The organism is Streptomyces sp. Edi2 (genome assembly GCF_040253635.1).
In the GTDB taxonomy this organism is placed as follows: Bacteria; Actinomycetota; Actinomycetes; order Streptomycetales; family Streptomycetaceae; genus Streptomyces.
On the sequence record NZ_JBEJGX010000003.1, the window covers coordinates 7,144,397 to 7,167,435 of the forward strand.

At 73.3% G+C, this 23,039-nt stretch carries 20 protein-coding genes and 1 pseudogene; 8 read left to right on the forward strand and 13 right to left on the reverse strand.

The window, feature by feature from the left end:
• Nucleotides 1-83 precede the first annotated feature (83 nt).
• On the forward strand, nt 84-767 hold the full coding sequence (locus tag ABR737_RS34785) for a PepSY domain-containing protein (RefSeq protein WP_350254980.1): 684 nt from the start codon (nt 84-86) through the stop codon (nt 765-767).
• 80 nt (nt 768-847) lie between these two features.
• Here the strand turns inward: ABR737_RS34785 and ABR737_RS34790 are convergent, their stop codons facing one another.
• From ABR737_RS34790 to ABR737_RS34800, 3 genes are all read right to left on the reverse strand, one after another.
• Nucleotides 848-2,122 (reverse strand): ribonuclease D, encoded by a 1,275-nt coding sequence (locus ABR737_RS34790; RefSeq protein ID WP_350254981.1) that lies wholly within the window; start codon nt 2,120-2,122, stop codon nt 848-850.
• A gap of 77 nt (nt 2,123-2,199) precedes the next feature.
• The gene (locus ABR737_RS34795) at nt 2,200-2,862 is read right to left on the reverse strand and encodes a response regulator transcription factor (RefSeq protein WP_088800537.1); all 663 of its coding nucleotides are present in this window, start codon (nt 2,860-2,862) and stop codon (nt 2,200-2,202) included.
• Between the two features lie 338 nt (nt 2,863-3,200).
• Nucleotides 3,201-3,857 (reverse strand): DUF3000 domain-containing protein, encoded by a 657-nt coding sequence (locus ABR737_RS34800; RefSeq protein WP_350254983.1) that lies wholly within the window; start codon nt 3,855-3,857, stop codon nt 3,201-3,203.
• Nucleotides 3,858-4,004: 147 nt separating this feature from the next.
• Between ABR737_RS34800 and hemE the strand changes: the two genes are divergently transcribed.
• A complete protein-coding gene (hemE, locus tag ABR737_RS34805) occupies nt 4,005-5,072 on the forward strand; it encodes a uroporphyrinogen decarboxylase (protein WP_350254984.1) in 1,068 nt (355 codons plus the stop codon).
• Between the two features lie 56 nt (nt 5,073-5,128).
• On the opposite strand, the gene ABR737_RS34810 is transcribed toward hemE, so the two are convergent.
• Together ABR737_RS34810 and ABR737_RS34815 are read right to left on the reverse strand one after the other, a co-directional pair.
• Complete coding sequence (locus tag ABR737_RS34810) at nt 5,129-6,526, reverse strand: FAD-dependent oxidoreductase (protein ID WP_350254985.1); 1,398 nt, start codon at nt 6,524-6,526, stop codon at nt 5,129-5,131.
• Nucleotides 6,527-6,627: 101 nt separating this feature from the next.
• Complete coding sequence (locus ABR737_RS34815; RefSeq protein ID WP_350254987.1) at nt 6,628-7,824, reverse strand: thiolase family protein; 1,197 nt, start codon at nt 7,822-7,824, stop codon at nt 6,628-6,630.
• Between the two features lie 193 nt (nt 7,825-8,017).
• On the opposite strand from ABR737_RS34815, the gene hemG reads away from it, so the two are divergent.
• Complete coding sequence (gene hemG / locus ABR737_RS34820; protein WP_350254988.1) at nt 8,018-9,481, forward strand: protoporphyrinogen oxidase; 1,464 nt, start codon at nt 8,018-8,020, stop codon at nt 9,479-9,481.
• Nucleotides 9,482-9,492: 11 nt separating this feature from the next.
• The gene (gene hemQ, locus ABR737_RS34825) at nt 9,493-10,245 is read left to right on the forward strand and encodes a hydrogen peroxide-dependent heme synthase (protein ID WP_350254990.1); all 753 of its coding nucleotides are present in this window, start codon (nt 9,493-9,495) and stop codon (nt 10,243-10,245) included.
• A gap of 105 nt (nt 10,246-10,350) precedes the next feature.
• Here hemQ and ABR737_RS34830 read toward each other — a convergent pair whose 3' ends face one another.
• From ABR737_RS34830 to ABR737_RS34850, 5 genes and pseudogenes are all read right to left on the reverse strand, one after another.
• Nucleotides 10,351-12,039, reverse strand: a complete 1,689-nt coding sequence (locus ABR737_RS34830) for an alpha/beta hydrolase (protein ID WP_350254992.1) — start codon at nt 12,037-12,039, stop codon at nt 10,351-10,353.
• Nucleotides 12,040-12,123: 84 nt separating this feature from the next.
• Complete coding sequence (locus tag ABR737_RS34835) at nt 12,124-12,900, reverse strand: TIGR04222 domain-containing membrane protein (protein WP_350254994.1); 777 nt, start codon at nt 12,898-12,900, stop codon at nt 12,124-12,126.
• Between the two features lie 167 nt (nt 12,901-13,067).
• Nucleotides 13,068-14,090, reverse strand: coding sequence for a TIGR04222 domain-containing membrane protein (locus tag ABR737_RS34840; protein ID WP_350254996.1), 1,023 nt, complete (start codon nt 14,088-14,090; stop codon nt 13,068-13,070).
• Nucleotides 14,087-15,440: pseudogene (locus tag ABR737_RS34845) on the reverse strand (MbnB/TglH/ChrH family RiPP precursor modification enzyme). The gene ABR737_RS34840 and the pseudogene ABR737_RS34845 overlap by 4 nt, the downstream one beginning before the upstream one ends.
• A gap of 385 nt (nt 15,441-15,825) precedes the next feature.
• The gene (locus ABR737_RS34850; RefSeq protein ID WP_502964430.1) at nt 15,826-16,773 is read right to left on the reverse strand and encodes a LysR family transcriptional regulator; all 948 of its coding nucleotides are present in this window, start codon (nt 16,771-16,773) and stop codon (nt 15,826-15,828) included.
• A gap of 114 nt (nt 16,774-16,887) precedes the next feature.
• On the opposite strand from ABR737_RS34850, the gene ABR737_RS34855 reads away from it, so the two are divergent.
• Both ABR737_RS34855 and ABR737_RS34860 read left to right on the forward strand, forming a co-directional pair.
• Complete coding sequence (locus ABR737_RS34855; RefSeq protein WP_350254997.1) at nt 16,888-17,781, forward strand: NAD(P)H-binding protein; 894 nt, start codon at nt 16,888-16,890, stop codon at nt 17,779-17,781.
• Between the two features lie 76 nt (nt 17,782-17,857).
• Nucleotides 17,858-18,223: a darcynin family protein gene (locus ABR737_RS34860; RefSeq protein WP_350257045.1), complete on the forward strand. Its 366-nt coding sequence runs from the start codon at nt 17,858-17,860 to the stop codon at nt 18,221-18,223.
• A gap of 129 nt (nt 18,224-18,352) precedes the next feature.
• Here ABR737_RS34860 and ABR737_RS34865 read toward each other — a convergent pair whose 3' ends face one another.
• From ABR737_RS34865 to ABR737_RS34875, 3 genes are all read right to left on the reverse strand, one after another.
• On the reverse strand, nt 18,353-18,925 hold the full coding sequence (locus ABR737_RS34865) for a YrhB domain-containing protein (RefSeq protein WP_350254998.1): 573 nt from the start codon (nt 18,923-18,925) through the stop codon (nt 18,353-18,355).
• A gap of 108 nt (nt 18,926-19,033) precedes the next feature.
• Nucleotides 19,034-19,858, reverse strand: a complete 825-nt coding sequence (locus ABR737_RS34870; protein WP_350255000.1) for a hypothetical protein — start codon at nt 19,856-19,858, stop codon at nt 19,034-19,036.
• A gap of 239 nt (nt 19,859-20,097) precedes the next feature.
• Complete coding sequence (locus tag ABR737_RS34875; protein ID WP_350255001.1) at nt 20,098-20,943, reverse strand: peptidyl-tRNA hydrolase; 846 nt, start codon at nt 20,941-20,943, stop codon at nt 20,098-20,100.
• A gap of 359 nt (nt 20,944-21,302) precedes the next feature.
• Here ABR737_RS34875 and ABR737_RS34880 point away from each other — a divergent pair, with 359 nt between their 5' ends.
• Both ABR737_RS34880 and ABR737_RS34885 read left to right on the forward strand, forming a co-directional pair.
• A complete protein-coding gene (locus ABR737_RS34880) occupies nt 21,303-22,319 on the forward strand; it encodes an ATP-binding cassette domain-containing protein (protein ID WP_350255003.1) in 1,017 nt (338 codons plus the stop codon).
• Nucleotides 22,316-22,984, forward strand: coding sequence for an ABC transporter (locus ABR737_RS34885; protein WP_350255005.1), 669 nt, complete (start codon nt 22,316-22,318; stop codon nt 22,982-22,984). The genes ABR737_RS34880 and ABR737_RS34885 overlap by 4 nt, the downstream gene beginning before the upstream one ends.
• The last annotated feature ends 55 nt before the right edge of the window (nt 22,985-23,039 follow it).

Below are 23,039 nucleotides of genomic sequence, written 5' to 3' on the forward strand. Positions count from 1 at the left end.
GTGGCGGAACGAGGCGACCGAAAACGGCCGAACGCGGTCGAGTCTTGGCGCAATTCATCCCATCACACATCTAAAGTGCCCATATGGAGACGAATATGAGTGGTGTCGTGACCCGGCGCGCACGCCCGGCGGGGCCGCGCGCGATCGGTCTGGTCTGCGCCGTCGCCGCCGCGGGCGCGCTGCTGTCGGGCTGCGGCAGCGACAAGGCCCCCCAGAAGGACGCCGGCCCCCCGCGGGCCGTGCCCGCCTCCGCCCCCGCCTCCCCGAGCAGTTCGCTCAACTCGGACCAGGCGCAGCGGAAGGCTCTGATCCCCAAGGCCAAGGTGGGCTACCAGCAGGCCCTGAAGGCGGCCGTGGCGGCCGTCCCCTCCTCGAAGCCGATCGCCGCGGAGCTCAAGGGCACACCCACCAGCCCCTACTGGAGCACCGCGGTCGCGTCGTCCGACGGGACGGTGCATGACGGCCGCGTCGATGCGATCACCGGAAAGCTGACGCAGTCGCGCACCGAGTCGGACGACTCCAACGACAAAAAGCATCTCGCCGCCCAGCTGTCCAAGGCCAAGGTCACGGCCCAGCAGGCCGCGGAGACGGCCACCGAAAAGACGAAGGGCACCGTCACCACCATCGAACTCGGCAACGCCGAGAACGGGAGCGACGCGGTGGCCTGGACCGTGGGCGTGGTGACCCCCGCCGACTGGAACCAGACGACCTACGGGATCGACGCGACCAACCGCAAGGTCCTGTGGACGCACACCAACAACGACTAGTCACGACCAGCGGGACCCGAAAGAGCGGCGGCACCCCCTGGGGATGCCGCCGCTCTCCCGTCGGCGTCGTGCCGCCCGCGTCAGCCGGCGTCGGTCAGCAGTGCCTCGGTGAGGATCGGTGCGACCTGCTCGATCTGCCAGGGGCGGGCGCCATGGCCCTGCAGCACCTCGGCGACCGACTCCTGGCTCGGCTCGGCCGGCGGCTCCCAGCACAGCCGGCGCACCGTGTCCGGAGTGATCAGGTTCTCCTGCGGCAGATTCAGGTCCTCGGCGAGCGCGGTGACCGCAGCCCGGGCGGCCGACAGCCGGGCCGCGGCGGCCGGGTCCTTGTCGGCCCAGGAGCGGGGCGGCGGCGGCCCGTTGAGTGGCTGGCCGGGCTGCGGCAGCTCGTTCTCGGCCAGTGCGCGGGCGCGGTCGACGGCGGCCTGCCACTGCTCCAGCTGCCGGCGGCCCATACGGTGGCCGAAGCCGGGCAGCGCGGCCAGGGCGTGGCTGTTCGGCGGCAGATTCAGTGCCGCCTCCACGATCGCGGCGTCCCCGAGCACCTTGCCGGGTGAGACGTCGCGCCGCTGGGCCACCTGGTCACGGGCCGTCCACAGCTCCCGTACGACCGCCATCTGGCGGCGCCGTCTGACCTTGTGCATACCGGAGGTGCGGCGCCAGGGGTCCTTGCGGGGCGGTGGCGGGGGAGCGGCGGCGATGGCCGCGAATTCCTGCCGGGCCCACTCCAGCTTCCCCTGCTGCTCCAGCTCCTCCTCCAGCGCGTCGCGCAGATCCACCAGCAGCTCGACATCGAGCGCGGCGTAGCGCAGCCAGGGTTCGGGCAGCGGGCGGGTGGACCAGTCGACGGCGGAGTGGCCCTTCTCCAGAGCGAAGCCGAGGACGTTCTCGACCATGGCGCCCAGGCCGACCCGGGCGAAGCCGGCCAGCCGTCCGGCCAGCTCGGTGTCGAACAGCCGGGTGGGGACCATCCCTATGTCACGCAGACACGGCAGGTCCTGGGTGGCTGCGTGCAGCACCCACTCGGCGTCGCCGATCGCCTCCCCCAGCGCCGACAGGTCGGGGCAGCCGACCGGGTCGATCAGTGCGCTGCCGGCGCCTTCGCGGCGCAGCTGTACGAGGTAGGCGCGCTGGCCGTAGCGGTACCCCGAGGCCCGCTCGGCGTCGACGGCCACGGGGCCCGTGCCGGCCGCGAAGGCGGCCACGATCCCGGCGAGCGCTTCGTCGGTGGCGGTCACCGGGGGGATGCCCTCGCGGGGCTCCAGGAGAGGAACCGGCGCCGGTCGGGAATCCGGAGGCGAGTCTCCGGGTGCTCGCAGTGTCATGTCTGCTGCGGTCTTTTGGGCGTCGGTCACCAGTCAAGGGTATCTGTGTATGCACGTCGCCCGTCGAGGGAACGTTCCCTCGACGGGCGAGCCGGTCGGATGAACGGTCAGTGGATGATGCCGGTGCGCAGTGCCACCGCCACCATTCCGGCCCGGTCACCGGTACCGAGCTTGCGGGCGATGCGGGCCAGATGGCTCTTCACGGTTAGGGCCGACAGCCCCATCGAGACGCCGATGGCCTTGTTGGACTGGCCCTCCGCCACCAGCCGCAACACCTCGACCTCGCGGCCCGACAGCTCGCGGTAGCCGCCGGGGTGGCCGGGGGCGCCCGGCGGGCGGCGCTGCATACGGGCCGCGGTGGCGCCGATGGGCGAGGTGCCCGGACGGCCCGGAAGGCCCAGGTTGGTGCGGGTGCCGGTGACGACGTAGCCCTTGACGCCGCCGGCCAGGGCGTTGCGCACGGCGCCGATGTCGTCGGCCGCGGACAGCGCCAGGCCGTTGGGCCAGCCCGCCGCCCGGGTCTCGGACAGGAGGGTGAGGCCGGAGCCGTCGGGAAGGTGGACGTCGGCAACGCAAATGTCGCGCGGGTTGCCGACGCGGGGACGGGCCTCCGCGATGGACGACGCCTCGATCACGTCACGCACTCCGAGGGCCCACAGGTGGCGGGTGACGGTGGAGCGGACGCGAGGGTCGGCCACGACGACCATGGCCGTCGGCTTGTTCGGGCGGTAGGCGACCAGGCTCGAAGGTTGCTCGAGGAGAACAGACACCGGGCCTCCTGGGGGGAGTGGCGAGGGACGGAAGCCGACTGGGGGAAGCCGGAATAATCCGTGTTTGAAGGGTCACTGACCTCTTCGGCAGCAATCCGGCGGGACTTTAGACTTTGATCACGATTTAGTTAGGGGCAATTCGGGCAAATCGGATGGGTGATCGATCAGAGGTGGGCACCGGGTGCGCACCAAGATGATCAAAGCCGTACGCAATACCGCCCGGATTCCCGCAAGAGGTGACGGCTCGGTGATCACGGCGCAGGGCGGACGCGGACGCACCACGGGACCGGTTCTGCGCGAACGTGATCACCGAGCCGGGAAACAGTGGAAAGCGCAGCTCAGCGGGGCTGCGCGCCGCGGCGCTGCGGCAGCGGGACGATCCCGCCGCGCGGCGTCATATCGGGCGTGGCCGGCGGCAGGCCCGCCACCTGGCAGAGCAGATCGCACCACGCCGACAGATGCACCGCCAGCTCCGGCACCCCGCCGGAGCCCTCGGCCGGTGTCCACGACGCCCGGATCTCGATCTGCGTGGCGGGCTCACGCGCCGCGAGCCCGCCGAAGTAGTGCGAGCCGGCGCGGGTCACCGTCCCGCTCGGCGCGCCGTAGCGCACCCCGCGCGCGTCCAGCGCACCGGTGAGCCAGGACCACGACACCTCCGGCAGCAGCGGATCGGCGCCCATCTCCGGCTCCAGCTCCGCGCGCGCCAGCGTCACCACCCGGAAGGTGCCCTGCCAGGTGTCGTCCCCGGCCGGGTTGTGCAGCACCACCAGCCGGCCGTCCGCCAGGTCCTTGTCCTCGCCGTCCGGACCCGCTCCGCGCTCGACGACCGCCGCCTCCAGCGCATACGCGTACGGGGCGAGCCGTTTCGGAGCGGGTGTCGGGTCGATCTCGATCTCCGGCCGCAGTCGTGCCGCGCGGAGCGCATCGACCGCCTGACGGAAGGGGATCGGGGCGTCGTCCGCGCTGTCCGCGAGGTGTTCATGAGCCGCAGCCATGCCCGGAAGATTAGGCGGAACCGAGGCCGCATACGGGGAGGACACCCGGTGCGCGCGTCGCCCATTCGGAGGCGCCCCCGGGCGCATGCGGAGATATCGGCCACCTGGCCCCTTCGGCGGGTGGTGCGGCGTGCGAAGATTTGGGGCGTGAGCGCCAACGATTGCCCCACGGGCCAGCAGCAGACCGGTACACACGACTCGGCCTTCCTCAAGGCGTGCCGGCGTGAGCCGGTGCCGCATACCCCTGTGTGGTTCATGCGCCAGGCCGGGCGCTCACTGCCCGAGTACCGCAAGGTCCGCGAGGGCATCGCGATGCTCGACTCCTGCATGCGGCCCGATCTCGTCACCGAGATCACGCTGCAGCCCGTGCGCCGTCACAACGTCGACGCCGCCATCTACTTCAGCGACATCGTGGTCCCCCTCAAGGCCCTCGGCATCGACCTCGACATCAAGCCCGGCGTCGGCCCGGTCGTCGAGAACCCGATCCGCACCCGCGCCGACCTGGCGCAGCTGCGCGCCCTGGAGCCCGGCGACGTCTCGTACGTCACCGAGGCCATCGGCATGCTCGTCCGCGAGCTGGGCGGCACGCCGCTGATCGGCTTCGCCGGTGCGCCCTTCACGCTCGCCAGCTACCTCGTCGAGGGCGGCCCGTCCCGTAACCACGAGCGCACCAAGGCCCTCATGTACGGCGACCCGCAGCTGTGGGCCGACCTGCTGGACCGGCTCGCCGACATCACCGCCGCCTTCCTCAAGGTCCAGATCGCGGCCGGCGCGAGCGCCGTCCAGCTCTTCGACTCCTGGGTCGGTGCGCTCTCGCCGGCCGACTACCGCCGCTCGGTGATGCCCGCCTCCGCCAAGGTCTTCCGGGCGGTCGAGGGCCTGGGCGTGCCGCGTATCCACTTCGGCGTCGGCACCGGCGAACTCCTCGGCCTGATGGGCGAGGCGGGCGCGGATGTCGTCGGCGTCGACTGGCGGGTCCCGATGGACGAGGCGGCCCGCCGGGTCGGTGCCGGCAAGGCGCTGCAGGGCAATATCGACCCGGCCGTGCTCTTCGCGCCCCGCGAGGCCGTCGAGACCAAGGCCCGCGAGGTGCTGGACGCGGCCGCCGGACTGGACGGCCACATCTTCAATCTCGGCCACGGTGTCCTGCCCACCACCGACCCGGAGGCGCTGACCCGCCTCGTCGAGTACGTCCACACGCAGACGGCGCGCTGAGCGGGGCGGCCGGCGCCGGATCCGGGGCCTGACACCGCGGGCCGGTGCCCGCGGTGTCAGGCCCCGGCGTCCCGTACGGCACCGACGGCTTTGCGGGCCGCCACCAGGACGGGGTCCCAGACCGGGGAGAACGGCGGGGCGTAGCCGAGGTCGAGCGCGGTCATCTGCTCCACCGTCATGCCGGCCGTCAGCGCGACCGCCGCGACGTCCACCCGCTTGCCGGCGCCCTCCCGGCCGACGATCTGCACCCCCAGCAGCCGGCCCGTACGGCGCTCGGCGAGCATCTTGACGTGCATCGGGCGGGCGCCGGGGTAGTAGCCGGCGCGGTTGGCGGCCTCGACGGTCACCGTGACGAAGCGCAGACCGGCGGCGCGCGCCTCGCGCTCCAGCAGCCCCGTCCGGGCGATCTCCAGATCGCAGACCTTGCTGACGGCCGTGCCGACGACACCGGGGAAGGTCGCATAGCCGCCGCCCGCATTGGTGCCGATGACCTGCCCGTGCTTGTTGGCGTGGGTGCCCAGCGGGATATGCCGCAGCTGCCCGGAGACCAGGTCCAGGACCTCGACGCAGTCGCCGCCCGCCCAGATGTGATCGTGGCCCCGCACCCGCATGGCGAGGTCGGTGAGCAGTCCGCCGGACGTGCCCAGCGGCAGGCCGGCCGCTGCGGCGAGCGTGGTCTCGGGGCGTACGCCCAGGCCCAGCACGACCACATCCGCCGGGTACTCGGCGTCCTCGGTGGTGACCGCGCGGGCCCGGCCGCCCCCGGGGGTGCTCCCCTCGTCGGTCAGCACACCGGTGACGGTTGCCCCGCGCACCGTCTCGATGCCCATCGCGCACATCGCCTCATGGACGAGCGCGCCCATGTCCGGGTCGAGGGTCGACATCGGCTGTGCGCTCTGCTCCAGGACGGTGACCTCGTAGCCCCGGCGGATCAGGGCCTCGGCCATCTCCACGCCGATGTAGCCGGCGCCGACGACGACCGCCCGCCGGCCCGGGGAGGCGTCGAGGGTGTCCAGCAGGGCCCGGCCGTCGTCCAGCGTCTGCACGCCGTGCACGCCGGGCGCGTCGATCCCCGGCAGATCGGGCCTGCGCGGGCGCGCGCCGGTCGCCAGCACCAGCTTGTCGAAGCCGGTCCATGACTCCCGGCCGCCGTCCTCCAGCTCCCGGAAGCGCACCCGGCCCCGGTCCAGGTCGAGTTCGGTGACCTCGCAGCGCATCCGCAGATCGATGTCCCTGGCCCGGTGTTCCCCGGCCGTACGGGCGATCAGCGCGTCCGGGCCGTCGACCTCGCCGCCCACCCAGTACGGGATACCGCAGGCGGAGTACGAGGTGTAGTGGCTGCGCTCGAACGCGGTGACCGCCAGCTCGGCCGGCTTCCGCAGCCGGCGTGCCTGCGATGCGGCGGCCATCCCCGCCGCATCGCCCCCGACAATGACCAGGTGCTCCGCCGCCATGCCGTGTGCCCCTTCGCCGAGGGCCGGCACCGCCGCGCCGCTTGCGCGCGGTGCCGCCCGCTTTTGCCGCCTACGTTACGGGCCGGGCCGCGCCGTGGGCCTCAGCGCTCCAGGACCAGCGCGAGCCCCTGCCCCACGCCGATGCACAGCGCGGCGAGCCCGGTGCCCGAGCCCACAGCGGCAAGTTGGTGGGCCACCGCTCCCGCGAGACGGGCACCGGAGGCACCCAGCGGGTGGCCGATGGCGATGGCGCCACCGCGCGGATTGACCACGGCGGGGTCCAGGTCCGGCCACTGCCCGATGCAGCCCAAGGCCTGAGCCGCGAACGCCTCGTTGAGCTCGAACGTCGCCACCTCGGCGAAGCCGCGCCCGGACCGCTCCAGGGCCCGCCGTACCGCTTCCACCGGCCCCAGGCCGAACAGCTGCGGCTCGATACCGGTCACCGCGCTCGCACGGATACGGGCCAGCGGTTCGCGCCCGGTGGCCCGCAGGCCCTCCTCGTCCACCAGCAGCAGGGCCGCCGCGCCGTCGTTGAGCGGCGAGGAGTTCCCGGCGGTGACCGTGCCCCCGGCCGTACGGAACACCGGCTTCAGCTTGGACAGCGACTCCAGGGAGGACGCCTCCCGGATCGTCTCGTCCCGCAGCAGGTCCACCTCGGGCAGCGGCACCACCTCGTCGTCGTAGGCGCCCTCCCGCCAGGCGCGGACCGCCTTCTGATGGCTGGCCAGCGCGAAGACGTCCTGCTGCTCGCGGGTGATGCCGTGCCGGTCGGCGATCAGCTCGGCGCCCTCGCCCAGCGCCACCGTCCACTCCGGGGCCATCCGCGGATTGACCATCCGCCAGCCCAGCGTCGAGGAGAACATCTCCTGATGGCCCGCGGGAAAGGCGCGTTCGGGTTTGCGCAGCACATAGGGCGCACGGCTCATCGACTCCACACCGCCCGCCACCGCGATATGCGCATCGCCGTGCGCGATGGCGCGCGCCGCCTGGATGACCGCCTCCAGACCGGACCCGCACAGCCGGTTCACGGTCACGCCGGGGACGGTCACCGGCAGCCCCGCCAGCAGCACCGCCATCCGCGCCACATTGCGGTTGTCCTCGCCCGCGCCGTTCGCGTCGCCGAAACAGACATCGTCGATCCGCGCCGGATCGAGGTCCGGTGTGCGGTCCACCAGGGCCTTGACCACATGGGCGGCGAGATCGTCCGGCCGGACCGCGGCCAGCGCGCCGCCGTACTTGCCGACGGGGGTCCGTACGGCATCGACGATGTAGACATCCCGCAGGCGTGGGTCGGTCATCAGGCCCTGTCCTCGCTGTCCCGGCTCGACGGTCGGCGGACGGTACGAAGATCGCCACCCGCCGACCACGAGTCTTTGCCCGCCGCAGCCCCCTGTCAACGGGGCTCCCGGACACCTTGCCCGCCCGCCGCGGACGGTGCCCGGCTCGTCGTCCGGCCCCGGCCCCGCCGGTGTGCTCTGAGAGAGTGGGGGCATGAGCGCAGCGCACACCCCCACGGGCCGGGGGCCCGGCAGCACCGGTCATGTGGTCGTCATCGGCGGAGGCATCTCCGGGCTGGCGGCGGCGCACCGGCTGCTCGAAGGCGGCGCCCGGGTGACCGTCCTGGAAGCGACGGACCGGCTCGGCGGCAAGCTGCGGGCAGGTGAGATCGCGGGGGTCCCGGTCGATCTGGGCGCCGAATCGATGCTGGCCAGGCGGCCGGAGGCGGTGGATCTCGCGCGCGCCGTCGGCATCGGGGACCGGCTGCAGCCGCCCGCCACGGCAGGTGCCTCCCTGTGGACGCGCGGCGCGCTGCGGCCGATGCCCACCGGCCATGTCATGGGCGTCCCCGGGGACCTCGGCCCGCTCACCGCCTCCGGTGTGCTCTCCCCTGAGGGGATCGCCCGTATCGACGAGGACGCCAGGCTCCCGCGCACCGAGGTCGGCGAGGACGTCGCCGTCGGCACCTATGTCGCCCGGCGGCTCGGCCGCGAGGTCGTCGACCGGCTCGTGGAACCCCTCCTCGGCGGGGTGTACGCGGGCGACGCGTACCGGATCTCGATGCGTGCCGCCGTCCCCCCGCTCTTCGAGGCCGCGCGGACGCACCGTTCCCTGCTCGACGGCGTACGGGGCATCCAGGCGCGGACCGCCGCGACCGTCCACCAGACCGGGGCCGCCGCGACCGGACCCGTCTTCATGGGCATCGAGGGCGGCATCGGGACGCTGCCGGGCGCGGTGGCCGACGCCGTACGGGCGAAGGGCGGCGAGATCCGCACGGGCACACCGGTCACCGCGGTGCGGCGGACCCCCGACGGCTGGCAGCTCGACCTCGACGGCGCCGCGCTCACCGCCGACGCCGTCGTCCTCGCCACCCCCGCGCCGGCCGCGGCCCGCCTCCTCACTCCCGTCTGCCGGCCGGCCGCCGCCGAGCTGGACTCCGTCGAGTACGCCTCCATGGCCCTGGTGACCCTGGCCTTCCGCCGCGCCGACGTCGAAGGGCGGCTGACCGGCAGCGGCTTCCTCGTCCCGCCCGTGGACGGCCGCAAGATCAAGGCGTCCACCTTCTCCGGCAACAAGTGGGGCTGGTCCGGCCGCTTTGACCCGGACCTCTTCGTGCTGCGCACCTCGATCGGCCGCTATGGCGACGAGGAGGATCTGACGCGCGAGGACTCCGAACTTGTCGGCTTCTCGCGCGCCGACCTGCGCGAGGCGGTCGGGCTGGACGCGGCGCCGGTCGCCTCGAGGGTCACCCGCTGGGACGGCGGACTGCCCCAGTACCCGGTCGGCCACCTGGAGCGGGTGGCCCGCATCCAGGACGCCATGGCGCAGCTGCCGGGCCTGCGGGTGTGCGGCGCGCTCTACGGGGGCGTCGGCATCCCGGCCTGTATCGCCTCGGGCCGCACGGCCGCCGACGACATCCTCACCACCCTGCGCCCGGACTCCGTCCCCGCCGAGTGAGAATGGACGGTATGACAGACGCTTCCACTCCCGCTTCCGCGCCGCAGGCACCCGCGGCGCCCGAGAAGGTTCCGCACGCCGGCAAGAAGGCCAAGGACCTCAACGAGATCATCCGCTACACCCTCTGGTCGGTGTTCAAGCTGCGCGAGGTCCTTCCGGAGGACCGCAGCGGCTACGCCGAGGAGGTCGAGGAGCTGTTCGCGCAGCTCGCGGCCAAGGACGTGGTGGTGCGCGGCACCTACGACGTGTCCGGCCTGCGTGCCGACGCCGACGTCATGATCTGGTGGCACTCGGAGAGCTCGGACGCCCTCCAGGAGGCGTACAACCTCTTCCGCCGCACGCGGCTGGGCCGGGTGCTGGAGCCGGTGTGGTCGAACATGGCGCTGCACCGCCCCGCCGAGTTCAACAAGTCGCACATCCCGGCCTTCCTGGCCGACGAGGAGCCGCGCGCCTATGTGAGCGTCTACCCCTTCGTGCGCTCCTACGAGTGGTACCTCCTGCCCGACGAGGACCGCCGCCGGATGCTGGCCGACCACGGCAAGATGGCCCGGGGCTTCCCGGACGTGCGCGCCAACACCGTGCCGTCGTTCTCGCTCGGCGACTACGAGTGGGTGCTCGCGTTCGAGGCCGATGAGCTCTACCGCATCGTCGACCTGATGCGTCATCTGCGCGGCTCCGAGGCGCGGATGCACGTCCGCGAGGAGATCCCCTTCTACACCGGGCGCCGCAAGCCGGTCTCCGAGCTGGTCGCGGGCCTGGCGTAACCGGCCGGGAGGTGCGTCCGTCCCGGGGCTCCGGGACGGCGCGGGCCGCGCACACAGCACCACGGGCCGCCCCCTCGGGGACGGCCCGTCGGCGTGTGCGCTCCGTTACTTGCCCGGCATTGCGTGCTGCGCCCGCATCACGTGCCGGCCCGGCGCCGGCTCCGCGCGCGGTGCGCAGTACACCTTGCGCGCCGGGATCTTCCCGTGCAGCAGATAGGCCTCGACGTACCTGTTCACACAGGCGTTCTCGCCGAACGCGATGCCGTGGGTGCCCGCCCCGTTCTCGGTGACCAGCGAGGATCCTGGCAGCCGCCGCTGCAGCTCCAGCGCACCCTTGTACGGCGTCGCCGCGTCCCGCTCGGCCGCCAGCAGCAGCACCGGCGGCAGCGCGCCGGGCTCCGTGTGGACGTCGAGCGGACCGCGCTGCCCGCGGAGCACCTCGTCGAACGCGGTCGAGGTCGCACGGCGGGCGGCGCCGGCCAGGTCCCGCCCGCTGGCGTGGTGCCCGGCCTGCTCCGCGGCGGCGTTGAGCTCGGCGGTGGCGGACCGCCACCGGTCGGGCCAGAAGGCGCAGGGCAGGTTCATCCAGGCGTTGTCCCAGGTCTCGAACGGCGCGGTCCGGGCGACCTCGGTGTTGTCCCGGTCCCAGGTATGCCAGTCGTGCGGCCAGCGCGCGTCATTGCACTCGACGGCGGTGTAGACGGCGTTGCCGTTCTCCTCGGCCTCGGCGCCGCCGGACCGCGGCATGGCCTGGGCGATCAGCGGCTTGGGGTCTTTGTGCAGATACCCCGACAGCGCCTCGGCGCTCCGCGGCCAGAAGGCGTCGTTGTAGCCGGTCTTGAGGAACGCCGCCTGCAACTGGCCGGCGCCGATCTTCCCGCCCAGCGGATGCCGGCGCAGCTTGTGCGCGGCCGAGTCGTAGGCGTGCTGCACCGCCCTCTTGGTCGTGCCGAGGTGGTAGCGGCCGTGGTGCTTGGCGGTCCAGCGCAGCCAGTCGCTCCAGCGGCGCTGGAAGGCGATGTCCTGGTCGAGGTTGTTGCGGTACCAGATCTGGTGGGGTGCGGGATTGACGACGCTGTCGAAGAGCATCCGCCGGACGTGGCCGGGGAAGAGCGTCGCGTAGACGGCCGCGAAGTACGTCCCGTACGAGGCGCCCATGAAGTTCAGCTTCTTCTCGCCGAGCGCGGCCCGCAGCATGTCCAGGTCGCGGGCGTTGTTGACGGAGTTGTAGTACGGCAGGTCGGCGCCGATCCGGCGGACGCAGCCCCGGGCGTACGCTCTGGCCTGGGCGATTTTCCGGCGCTTGAAGGCCGCGTCGGGGTGCGGACGGCTGTCGGTGGGCGCCTTGCCGAACTTCTTGGGGTCCTGGCACGACAGCGGCGCCGAGCGGCCCACGCCCCGTGGCGCATAGCCCACGAAGTCGTAGACGCGGGCCAGCTTGTCCCACTTGGGGAGCCCGCCGTAGAGCGGGAACTCCATGCTGGACGCGCCCGGGCCGCCGGGGTTGAAGACCATGGCGCCCTGCCGTTCGCGGTGTGCGGTGGCCCGGATCCGGCTGACGGTCAGGTGGATCTTCTTGCCGTCGGGGCGCGCATAGTCGAGGGGGACGGTGAGTGTGCCGCACTCGACGGTCGACGGCAGATGCTCCACCGGTGCGCAGCGGCCGAAGCCGATGCGGTGGGCAACGGGTGCGGGTGGCGTGGCGGCGGCCCCCGTGGCGCCGCCTGCCGGGGCAGTGGCGAGGGCGGTCACCAGCAGCGACCCGATGGTGCCGTACAACGCAAGTGCTCTCACTGGCCGTCCCTTCGTGTGTGCATACAAAAGGGATAGTTGGGGCGGCGATTGTCGATGTAAAGCACCTGGCACCGGTGTCGGAGGCTATGCCCCGGAAGAGTGGAGCGCGGCGCGCAAGGTGGGGTCGGTGAGGGCGGTGGGGCCTCGGAGGGCGAACGAGGTGAGAGGGGGAAGGGGGGCGGGGGAGTCGGAAGTGCGGGGCAGTTTCTGTTCCCCCGCGTCGGTGGCCCAGTCGCTGTACGGGTGGAGCTCGAAGCGGGCCACGGCCCAGGTGCCGAGGGTGAGGATCAGCGGGAGCGCGAACCAGCCCAGCAGCAGCCCGTGGTCCGCGCCGGCCGGCGCCATCCAGGCGGCAGCGGCGGCGGACAGCGGCACCAGGAGAGCGGCGCCCTGCACCAGGCGGACGGCGGTGGCGACGCCCGGGCGGACCGCGGCGGGCAGCGCCAGCCCGTCGGTCACCAGCCGGTCGGCCACCTCCCGCACCGCGGCATCCCCGACGAGGGTGTGCCGTATCTGCGGTATGCGGCACTGCCCTTCCGGGCCTATGGCGGTCAGGGTGGCGCGCTCGAAGGCGTCCTTGCCGACCGGGTCGACGACGGTCGCCCACCCGGTGTCGGTGAGCAGCAGCCGCCGCTGCTGGGCCATCAGCACCAGGACGAGGTCGGCGAGCCGGTGCGGGCCGCCGGAGAGGTAGGCCATCTCGTAGAGGGACAGCCCGGCGCGGTCGCCCTCTGCGGACGGCGCCGGGACGGTCCCGGGCGACGGCCGGGTGGTACGCGCGGCGGTGACCGCGGCACGGCACAGCAGTGCACAGGACAGCGCAGCCACGGCCGAGGCGAGAAGGAAGAAGAAGAGCCACATGGCCGAAGGTTCTACGCGATGAGTACAAATACCGCCACAAAATTTCTCACCATGCGGGCGGCGGCAGCGGGTCCCTGGGCCCTCAACAGCGGGTCCAGGGGCGTTCGACAGCGCGTTACGGCCCTCAACAGCGCGTTCGGGGGCGCTCGACGCGGGTTCCGGGCCCCTCAACCACCGCCGCCGCAGCCGCCGCCCCCGCAGCTGGATCCGCTGCCGCAGCTCGAGCCGCCGCCCCCGCACGACGAGCCGCCCCCGCAGGACGAACTGCCGCAGGACGAACCGCTGCTGCCGCAGCCCGACCCGGAGCCGCCGTCGGAGGAGCCGCACCAGGAGCCGCCGTCGCTCCCCGAGCCTCCTCCGCCATCACCGCACGAGGAACCGCCGGACGACCCGGATCCGCTGCCCGCCGCGACGGCCGTGGCACGGTGCGCCTCCTCGAACTGCCGCCGCAGCAGCTCGTCCGCGATCAGCGCCGTACCGCCGAGTGCCACCGCCGGGGCGGCGGGCACCCAGGCCCCGCCCGCGCCGTCCCCTCCGGGGTGGGCCGCCGTCGCGGAGCGCAGCGCGAAGGTCCCCGCTTTGGTGATCCGGCGGGTGAACGCCTTCTTGCACAGCGACGCCACGACCAGGCCCACGACCACCGCGGGCACCGTCAGGAGCACCGGCCGCGGGTCGTACGGGCGGCCCCCGCCGCTCTCCGTGAAGGACAGCAGCACCGCGACGAAGAAGAGCACCACACAGGCCGTCATCTGGGCGCTCGCCAACCGGCGCCACCCCCGGCCGAGCGACGGACGGCGCAGCAGGCCACGGGCCGCCAGCCGGTCGCCGACCCCCTGGACCGCCGGGCTGCGCCTCGCCGTGGCGCGGAGCACCGACAGCGCACCGCCGGGCGTCCGGAAGACCGCGTCCAGTACGGCCGCCTCGACCGCGTCGCGGGCGAAGGCCTGGCGTACGGTCACCACACCCGGGCCGCCCACCGCGAGCCGGCCGTCCTCGTGCATCCCGGCGATCGCGGCGTCCACCACCCGCCCGGGGCCGCCGGCGAGGAACGCCGTCTCCCACACCTCGTGGACCACGGCGTCCCTGCGCCGGACGGACGGCGTCCGCAGCCGCACCGAGGCCGCGCCGATGAGCAGCACCAGCGACGCGGCACCGATCTCCAGGAAGACCCAAGAGGCGAACCCCGTCACGTCCCGCTCCGGCCCAGGGCACGCCGCACGGCCCGCACCAGCCGGGCCACGGGCCGGGCGGACGGCGGCTTCGGGCCCGCGCGGTCCCGCCACCAGCGCGTCAACTGCTGCCGCGCGGCCGGGTCCTGGGGGCGCCCCTGGGCCAGCAGATGCGCCGCGAAGTCCAGGGCGTCCTGGCGGTAGCCGCCGCTCATGGGGCGGTGCCGCGCATAGTCCATGAACGCGGCCCGGTAGTCCGCGCCGAGGATGTCCGGCAGCTCGGGCGCGACCTTGGCGACCACCGCGGTCCGCTTGGCCGTCAGCGCCCGGCTCTGCACCTGCAGCCGCACCCGGTCGAAGCCCTCAGGGGCCGGCGTCCCGGCGACCAGCGCGGACAGCAACGCGGTCTGCGCCAGCGCCAGCCGCTGCCGCGCCGCATCGGTGCCCGCGCCGCTGTCGCCGTCGCCGGCCCTGCTGCCGCCTGCGCCGGCCCCCGCGCCGTCGCCCGGCGCGCTCTCCGGTACCGGCTCAAGCCGCCCGGGCATGACGGGCCTCCTTCAGCACGGTGCGTATCGCATCGAGTTCACCGGCCAGCTCCGCGCCCTCGGGGAAGTCCTCGTCCCGCTCCAGCAGCACACCGGGCGGGGTGGTCCGGGCACACAGCTCGGCAAGGACGTCCAGCACGGGCCGGGTCACGGGGTGGGCATGGCTGTCGTGCCACACCCCGTCCCGCTCCACACCGCCCGCGACATGGACGTAGGCGAGGGCATCGAGCGGCAGCTCGTCCAGGGCGCGTGCCGGGTCCTCGCCCCGGTTGATGTGGTTCGTGTGGAGGTTGGCGGCATCGATCAGCAGCCGCACCCCGGTCCGCTCGACGAGCCCGGTCAGGAACTGCCCCTCGGTCAGCTCCTCGCCCGGCCAGTTGACGAGGGCGGCGATGTTCTCCAGCGCCAGCGGCACCGGCAGGGCGTCCTGGGCGATGCGTACGTTCTCGCAGAGCACGTCCAGCGCGTCACGGGTGCGCGGTACGGGCAGCAGATGCCCGGCCTCCATCCGCGGGGAGGCGGTGAGCGGACCGCCGGCCCGCACAAAGGCGATGTGCTCGGTGACCATCGGCGCGTCCAGGGCCTCGGCGCGTTCGGCGAGCGCGGTCAGCCGGCCGGCGTCCGGGCGGTCGGCGCCGCCGAGGCCGAGCGAGACACCGTGCGGGATGACGGTGGTGCCGCGCTCGCGCAACTCCTGCAGTGCGTACGGCAGATGGCCGGGGCAGAGGTTCTCCGCCACCACCTCGACCCAGTCCACCCCGGGCAGCTCCGCGATCTCCGCGGCGATTTCCGGCCGCCAGCCGATTCCCGTACCCAGGCGCTCCATGGCTCCCCCTCTTGCTCCGTGGTCTCGGTACTCATGGCCGCGGCGGGACGGAGCGAACCCTGCAGCGGACTAGTTCAGAGGTTGATTTGAGCTTCCTCCACAAGGGTGCAGGGCCGGTCGTGGCCCGGGTGCAGCGGGGTCGCGGCCCGGGTGCGGCGGGGGTGGTGGCCCTGCCGCACCGGGGGTGTGTAGGACCCGCCGGTGGCTTGTTCCGGACGGAGCCTGTCCCGGACGGAGCCTGCCCCGGACGGAGCCTGTCCCGGGCGGGCGCTCAAGCTGCGGTTTCCCCGCGGTCACCGGGACCTTCGCCCTGTCCGGTCGCCGCTGTCCGTCCGCCCCTGTCCGGTCGCCGCCGTCCCGCACCCGGCGGCCGGCCCCTGCCGCGTCACGTGGCCGGGCTCCCGGGTGCGTGAAGAGTCCGGCGGATGGCGTTGCGGAGCCAGTGGTGGCCGCCGTCGGCTGCATGGCGGGGGTGCCAGGCCATGCCGATGGTCACCGGCGGCAAGGGCAGGGGGATGTCGAGGAGGCGCAGGCCGAGGGTGGTGGCGGCGTCGGTGAGGGGGGAGGGGGCGTCGCCGCGGGGTGTGGTGGGGAGGAGGCAGACGGCATCGCTGCGGGCGGCGAGGGCCGCCGCGGCCAGATGGCTGGGGAGGACGACGGCGACCCGCCGGTGGAGGTTCCGCTCGGCCAGGGCGGTGTCCAGGGGGCCGGTGAACCGGCCGCGCCGGCTCACCACGACGTGTTCGGCGGCAGCGAGCCGTTCCGGGGTCAGAACCCCTTCGGCGAGGGGGTGACCGGGCCGGACGGCCGCCGCCATCCGGAGCGTGACCAGCTCTTCGACCTGGGTCTCGGGATCGACGTGGTCGATGGCCCCGACCTCCAGGTCGATCCGGCCCTCGCGCAGGGCCGGTCCGGCTTCCCACTCCTCGGGCCGGAACCGCAGCGAAACCCCCGGCGCCTCCTGCCGGACCAGCCGCATCAGCCCGGGGGCCAGCGCCGCGCCGATCAGGTCGGCCGCCTGGAGGGTGAAGGTGCTGCGCAGGGTGGCGGGGTCGACGCCGGTGCCGGGAGTGAGCAGTGTGCCGAGGCGGCGTACCACCGCGGCCGCCTCGTCGCGCAGGGCCTGGGCGCGGGGAGTGGGGACCATGGTCTGGCCCGCCCGGACCAGGAGAGGGTCCTGGAGGATGCGCCGGAGGCGGGCGAGGGTGCGGCTCATGGCGGCGGGCGACGTGTGCAGGCGCGCGGCGGCGCGGGTGACACTCTGCTCGGCCAGCAGAGCGTCCAGCGCGACGGCGAGATTTGCGTCGATGACAGGGTCAGGACTGCTGCTCAAGGGCGTAATTCCATTTCAGGCAATGATTCCGTGCTCAAGTTCCCATTGTGGCAATGCCGTTGCCCTTCGCAGGATGAGGGACGTACCGATCCGGCACGACCCCCTGAGGTTTTCATGATCGTCATCACTGCTCCCACCGGGAACATCGGCCGCCACCTGCTGCCCCTGCTCCTGGAGTCCGCCCCTGCCCACGGCGAGGAGGTGCGGGTGGTCGTGCGCGACCCCGCCCGGCTCCCCGACCCGGTGCGCGAACGCGTCGAGGTGATCACCGGCTCGCACGGTGACGCCGGGGTCGTCGACCGGGCCTTCGAGGGCGCGGACGCCGTCTTCTGGCTCGTCCCCCCGGACGCCTCCCTGGCCCCGGAGGACGCCTACTGCGGCTTCACCCGCCCCGCCGCGAAGGCCCTCGCCGCGCACGGAGTCGGCCACGTCGTCGGTGTCTCCGCGCTCGGTCGCGGCACCCCGCTCGCCGACCGCGCCGGACTCGTCACCGCTTCCCTCGCCATGGACGAGCTGATCGCCGGCACCGGCGTCGCCTACCGCGCCCTGGCCAACCCCTCGTTCTACGAGAACCTGCTGGAGGAGGCCGACGCGATCCGCGAGAAGGGCGTCTTCACCGACGTCGTCGAGGGCGACCGCAGGGCCCCCCTCGTCGCCGTCGCCGACATCGCGGCCGTCGCCGCCGGCCTGCTGCTGGAGCGCTCGTGGACCGGCAGCGACAGCGTCCCGGTCCTCGGCCCGCAGGATCTGTCCCCCGACGACCTGGCCCGCATCATGACCGAGCAGTTCGGCCGCCCCGTCCGCTACGCACGCCAGCCGTTCGACGAGCTGTACACCGAGCTCGTCGGCTACGGCCTCAACGAGGCGTTCGTCCAGGGCATCGTCGACATGAAGCGGGCCAAGGACGAAGGCCTCGACGCAGGCGTCGCCCGTACCCCGGACACCGCCTCCCGCACCACCTTCGAGCAGTGGTGCGCCCGGACCCTCAAGCCCGCCGTCCTCTCCTGACGACGCACCACCCTTCACCGGACACACCATGCCCACCGCACCACAGCCACCCGCAGCCACTCCGGAGGCCCCCGTCATGCCCGCCGAGGACACCGCACCGCCGGTCACCGCGTTCATGCTCGTCAAGACCACACCCGAGTGGCTTGCCATGACCCCCCAGGAACGGGTGAACGCTTTCAGCACCCAGGTCATCCCGGCGATCAAGGCCAAGACCACCGGCGTCCGGTCACGCTTCTACGACACGGAGTTCTACTCCACCCGCGTCACCGACGTCTGGGTCTGGGAAGCCGACGACCACAACGCCTACCAGCTCCTCATCGACGCGCTGCGCGAAACCCCGTTCTGGGACCGCTACTTCGAGGTCGTCGACCTCCTCGTCGGCACCGAGAACGGCTACGCCCGCACCTACGGCGTCGACCCCGTCACCACCGTCAGCACCTGATACACCGCCCCGCCCGCGATGCAGGTGCGGTGCCCTCCGGCCCCTTGGAGCCGGAGGGCACCGGCGCAGGGCGCCTTCTCCAGCATTCCCGTGGAGAGATCAACTTCGGGAGTCAGGCAGTTCCGGGAGTCAGGCAGGGCGGTGAAGCCCTCCCTGGCGGAGGGTCCGCACGGCGAGTACCGGGTTGATGGGTGCGACGAGTTGCCCGACCGCAAGGGTCACGAGCCGGGGCGGCGGGGCTTCGCCGCGGAGCAAGGCGTTGACGTAGTCGAGCGCTTGGCCCGGAGAGAGCATCGCCAGTCTCTGCCGCAGGGCGCGCACGGCCTGCATGCGTCCTCGCGTGGCGGCGGTCTCGCGCAGCTCGTCGTGCAGCTCGTCCACCGCGGTTCGCACGCGCATCCCCCGGATCCGGGCGCGGTAATCCGCCTCCCACTCCCCGCCCCTCTCGGAGAGGACTCCGACCTGGTGCAGCCCTCCGTCGACGCGGTCCACCAGGTACGGCCCGTGGCCGATCAGCATGGCCGCGGGGTTCCGCGTACGGACGTACTCCTCGGACTGCCAGTAGACCTTCCAGACCAGCTCGTGTTCCGCCACGCGCAGCACTGCCGTGCGCACCGGCTCCACGCCCAGGGCCGACAATTTCTGATGCTCGCGGTCCAGCTCTTCCTCGACGAGACGAACCGCGGCTTCTCGCTCCACCACGCGTGCAGCTTGCCCTGCGGATCAGGAGCCGGCCAACAGGTTTCGCCCGCCGCAAGCACCGTTCGAAGCGCCCGCGCCTGCGCAGACATGCCTTTCCCGGGTTCTGGTTCAGCCGCGTTCCGGCAGGCGGATTGCTTCGATGTACGAGTCGTCGAGGAGGGCTTCGATCAGCGGTGCCGGTCCTGCGACCTTGGTGCCCCACAGGTCGTAGTCGGTGCAGGCGACCCAGGAGCGGTCGGCGGCCCAGAGGTTGGACGGGCTGAAGTCGGCTTCGGCGTTGTCGTACAGGGCTTTGGCGTCGCCGAGGCGTCCTGCGCGTACGTGCAGGTTGTCGAAGTCGCAGTGGAGCATGAGCGGGGTGTAGTAGGCCAGGCAGGAGGTGTCCGGGCCCGCGGGGCTCTGCTCGATCAGGATCTCGATGAGCCGGTCGTAGGTCTCGCGGTCCAAGCTGCCTTCGGTGGGCGGGCAGATGCCGAGCGGCCAGCTGCCGTTCTTCTTCGCCGAGGGGAAACAGTGCAGACAGGGCAGGTGGCCTTCGGGCACGAGCGGGTCGCCGGTTCGCTCCGCCAGCTCGGCCCAGCGCAGCCGTCGCCAGCCGTCCCCCGGGTGAGCGGCGCGGCCGAGACCGCCTCCGGTCGCGGTCCCCAAGGTGTTGAGGTCGATGCCGGCTACCGGATCGGGCTCAAGTGCCCCGTCAGCGACCAGGGCCCGGAGGTGATCGTCGTAGGAGATGCCACCCGGGCCCTGCTCGTGTTCGTACATGGCGTTCAGCACCCAGGCCGCGTCGGGCATGGGGGGCGGCATGAACCCGGTGACGCCGTCGCCGGCCAAGTCGTACAGCCAGTCGGTTTCGTCGGCCTCGGCAAGCGGCCACTGTGTGTTCAGCAGGCCGGACCGGACGGACCGGCCGGACTCCTCGGGCACCACGGGCATATCCGCGTCAATCCTCCTGGCGTAGGGCGGCCGTCCGTGCGGGAGGCGACCGCGTCTCGGGCCTGTCCGAGCGGGTCCCGCCCGGCTGGTCCGGGCGAGGCCACAGGTAGTGGTCGTGCGCGTGGGCCGGGCAGCAAGTGCGCCGGCCGGCCCGGGCGGCCAGGGCGTGCATGACGGCGACCGAGGACCTGCCGATGCGTGCCCCGGCGTTCCTGCGCCGGGACGGAGAAGCCAACCGTCTACGGCTGCCGCAGGCGCGGGAGCGGGCAGTAGCGATCGCCGCCTTCGGCCACCACGGTTTTCCCGGGGGCGATCTCCGTGAACCCGGCATCCGTCACCACGGGCAGACCGCTGCGGGTCAGCTCCTCCCAGGCCTCGCCCCGGGCGTACCGTACGGACAGCGGGAACCCTGCCGCGCGCCAAGCCGCCCGCTCTTCCCCGGACAGCTCCCACCACGCCAGCTGTGCAGCGTGCCCGGCCTGGGCCATCTCCTTGCCCGTCGACATCCCCAGCGCGGCGTTGAGCCACAGCACCGGGGCGCCGGCGACGGGTGCCCCGGGCGGCTGGGGATCGTCCAGCTCCGTGCCCGAGACCTGCAGCCGCGCCAGATCCTTCGGCCAGCCGTTCAGCGGCACCGGCGGGAAAACCCGCACCTCGGCGCGGTGCCCGGTGACCGTGATGCCCGGCAGCGCCCCGGCCCGGCGCCACTCCGCGCCGCGCGCTCGCCGCACCACCTTCCGGATCCGGGCGTCCTGCCAGTCCCGCACCGCCGCGGCCCACTCGCCGTCCCCGGCCGACCGCTCGTCCGACAGCAGCACCAGCACCGCCCGCGCCGCGGTCTCCAGGGCGTCCGTACGCGCCGGCGGCTCGGCCCGCTCGATCCGCGCGACGAGCGGCAGCACGAACTGGGGTGCCGCGTCGGGGGCGGTCTCTTCGCGGCGGACGGCGTTGTCGGCGTGGTTGCCGGGGTCGTTGCCGGGCCGGGCGGCGGCTTCTGCGCCGGTGCTCTCCGTGCCGGTGCTCTTTGCGTCGGCGCTCTCTGTGCCGGAGCTTTCTGCGCGGGCCACGGTCTCTGTGCTGGTCACCCGTCCAGTCTGCCAGCCGCCACTGACAGGGCCTCCGTCACCGACAGTCGTCACCGTCGGCCGCCGCCCGCTCGCCGCCCTACGGTGCCTACCGGCCGGCCGGTGGGCACCGTAGGGCGGCGAGCCAACATCGCCTGTCCGGCGCCGTGTTGCCGGCAGCACGCGGCGTACCACGCGCTGCGGCGGGCACCGGTAAGCCCACCCGGCTACTGTCGGGGACGGCGGAGCGGGCCGGGCCGCCGGGTGGCAGTGCCGGACAGCAGGGCCCGGTGGCAGTGCGGCGTGGCAGTGCCGGACAGCAGTGCCGGACAGCAGTGTTCGAGTGGTAGTGCCGGGTGGCGGTGGAGGTGCCAACACGTATGAGGCTGGACGGGGTAGGGCGGCGCTACGGGGTGCGGGGCCCCTGGGTGCTGCGGGACGTGCAACTGGAGGTGCCCCCGGGTGCGCTGCTGCGCATCGAGGGGACCAACGGCAGCGGGAAATCCACCTTGCTGCGGCTGCTGGCCGGGATCGACCGGCCCAGCGCCGGACGTATCACCGGCCGCCCGCGCAGCGCCTTTGTGCCCGAACGGTTCCCGGCCACGCTGCCCTTCACCGCCATCGACTACCTCACCCACCTCGGCCGTATCCACGGTCTGCGCGGCCCCGAAGCCGGGCGCCGTGGCACCGAATGGCTCGCCCGGTTCGGGGCGGCCGCGCACGCCCGCACCCCGCTGGCCGAGCTGTCCAAGGGGACGAGCCAGAAGGTCGCGGTCGCCCAGGCGCTGCTCGCCGAACCCGAACTCCTGGTTCTGGACGAGGCCTGGACCGGCCTGGACCAGGGCGCCCGGGACGTGCTCGACCGTGCGGTCGCCGAACGGGTCGCGGACGGCGGCACCGTCGTCTTCGTCGACCATGACCCGCAGCGGCTGGCGGGCGCGGCCGACGCCCGCTACCGCGTCGCGGACGGGCGGCTGCTGCCCCACGAGGAGAGCGGCCCGGCGGGGGACGAGGCGCCCGTGTCCGGCCCCGGAGTGGTCATCGAGGCCGAGGGCGCACCGGGAGCGCCGCTGCCCGGCGGGCCGGAGCAGACGCCCGTCGCCGGAGCACCACGGCTGCCCGGCGGCACGCGGGTCGTTCCCCGGCCGGACGGCACGACGCGGCTGACGGTCCCCGCCGTCCACTCCGACGCCTTGCTGCGCATCCTGCTCACCGCACGGCCGCCGTGGCACATCCGGTCGGTCACCGGTGCCGCGGCGGGGCCGGGGGACGGTCCCGGCGACGACGCCCAGGCGTCCGCCCCCGCATCCAGCCATTCGCCCGCCCCCGCACCCCCCTCTGCATCCGCACCCGCTCACACCTCCGCTTCCGCACCCGACGAGGCTCCCCTCCCGTGATCGCTCTTCTCCGCTATCAGGCGGCGCTGCTCATCCGCTCGCACCGCTGGCTGCCGCCGGTGATCCTCTACGCCGCCTGGCTGGCCATCGGCGTCCAGAGCGGTGGCCCCCTCCTCGACGGGTTGGGCTGGGCCGCCGGCGGTCTGCTGCCGGTCGCTGTATGGCTGACCCGGGCCTGTGTCACCAACGAGCCGCCGGCTGCCCGTAATTGCACCGTCGCGGCCGCCGGGCCCGGCCGGGCCCACCTCGCCGGAGTGCTGACCGCGGTCTGTACCGCGGTACTGCTCGCCCTCGCCGGTACGGCAGCGGTCGTCTTGGTGTCCGACCCGCACTCGGCCCGCCACCGGATCCCCGTACCGGTCCTGCCCGCGGCGGCCGCCGGGCTGCTCGCCGCGATGGCATGCGTGTTGGCGGGCACCGCGATCGGCGCGCTGAGCAACCGGCCGGTGCTGCGCAGCACCGGCTGGAGCATCCCGGTGGGAATGCTCGCGGCCTTGCTGCTGCTCGTGCTGGACGCCTCGCCCGCCAACGCCGCCGTCTCGGGCCTGGTCACCGGCTCTCTCGACGGCACGATCACCACCCCGTGGCTGCCGCTCGCCGCCACCGCGCTGATCGCGGCCGCCGCCACTGCCGTCGCCTGCGCCCTCAACTCCCGCCGGAGCTGAAGTGCCGGGGCGAGCGACCGGGGAGTTCTCCCCCGCCCCCTCCCCCCTCTCCCCC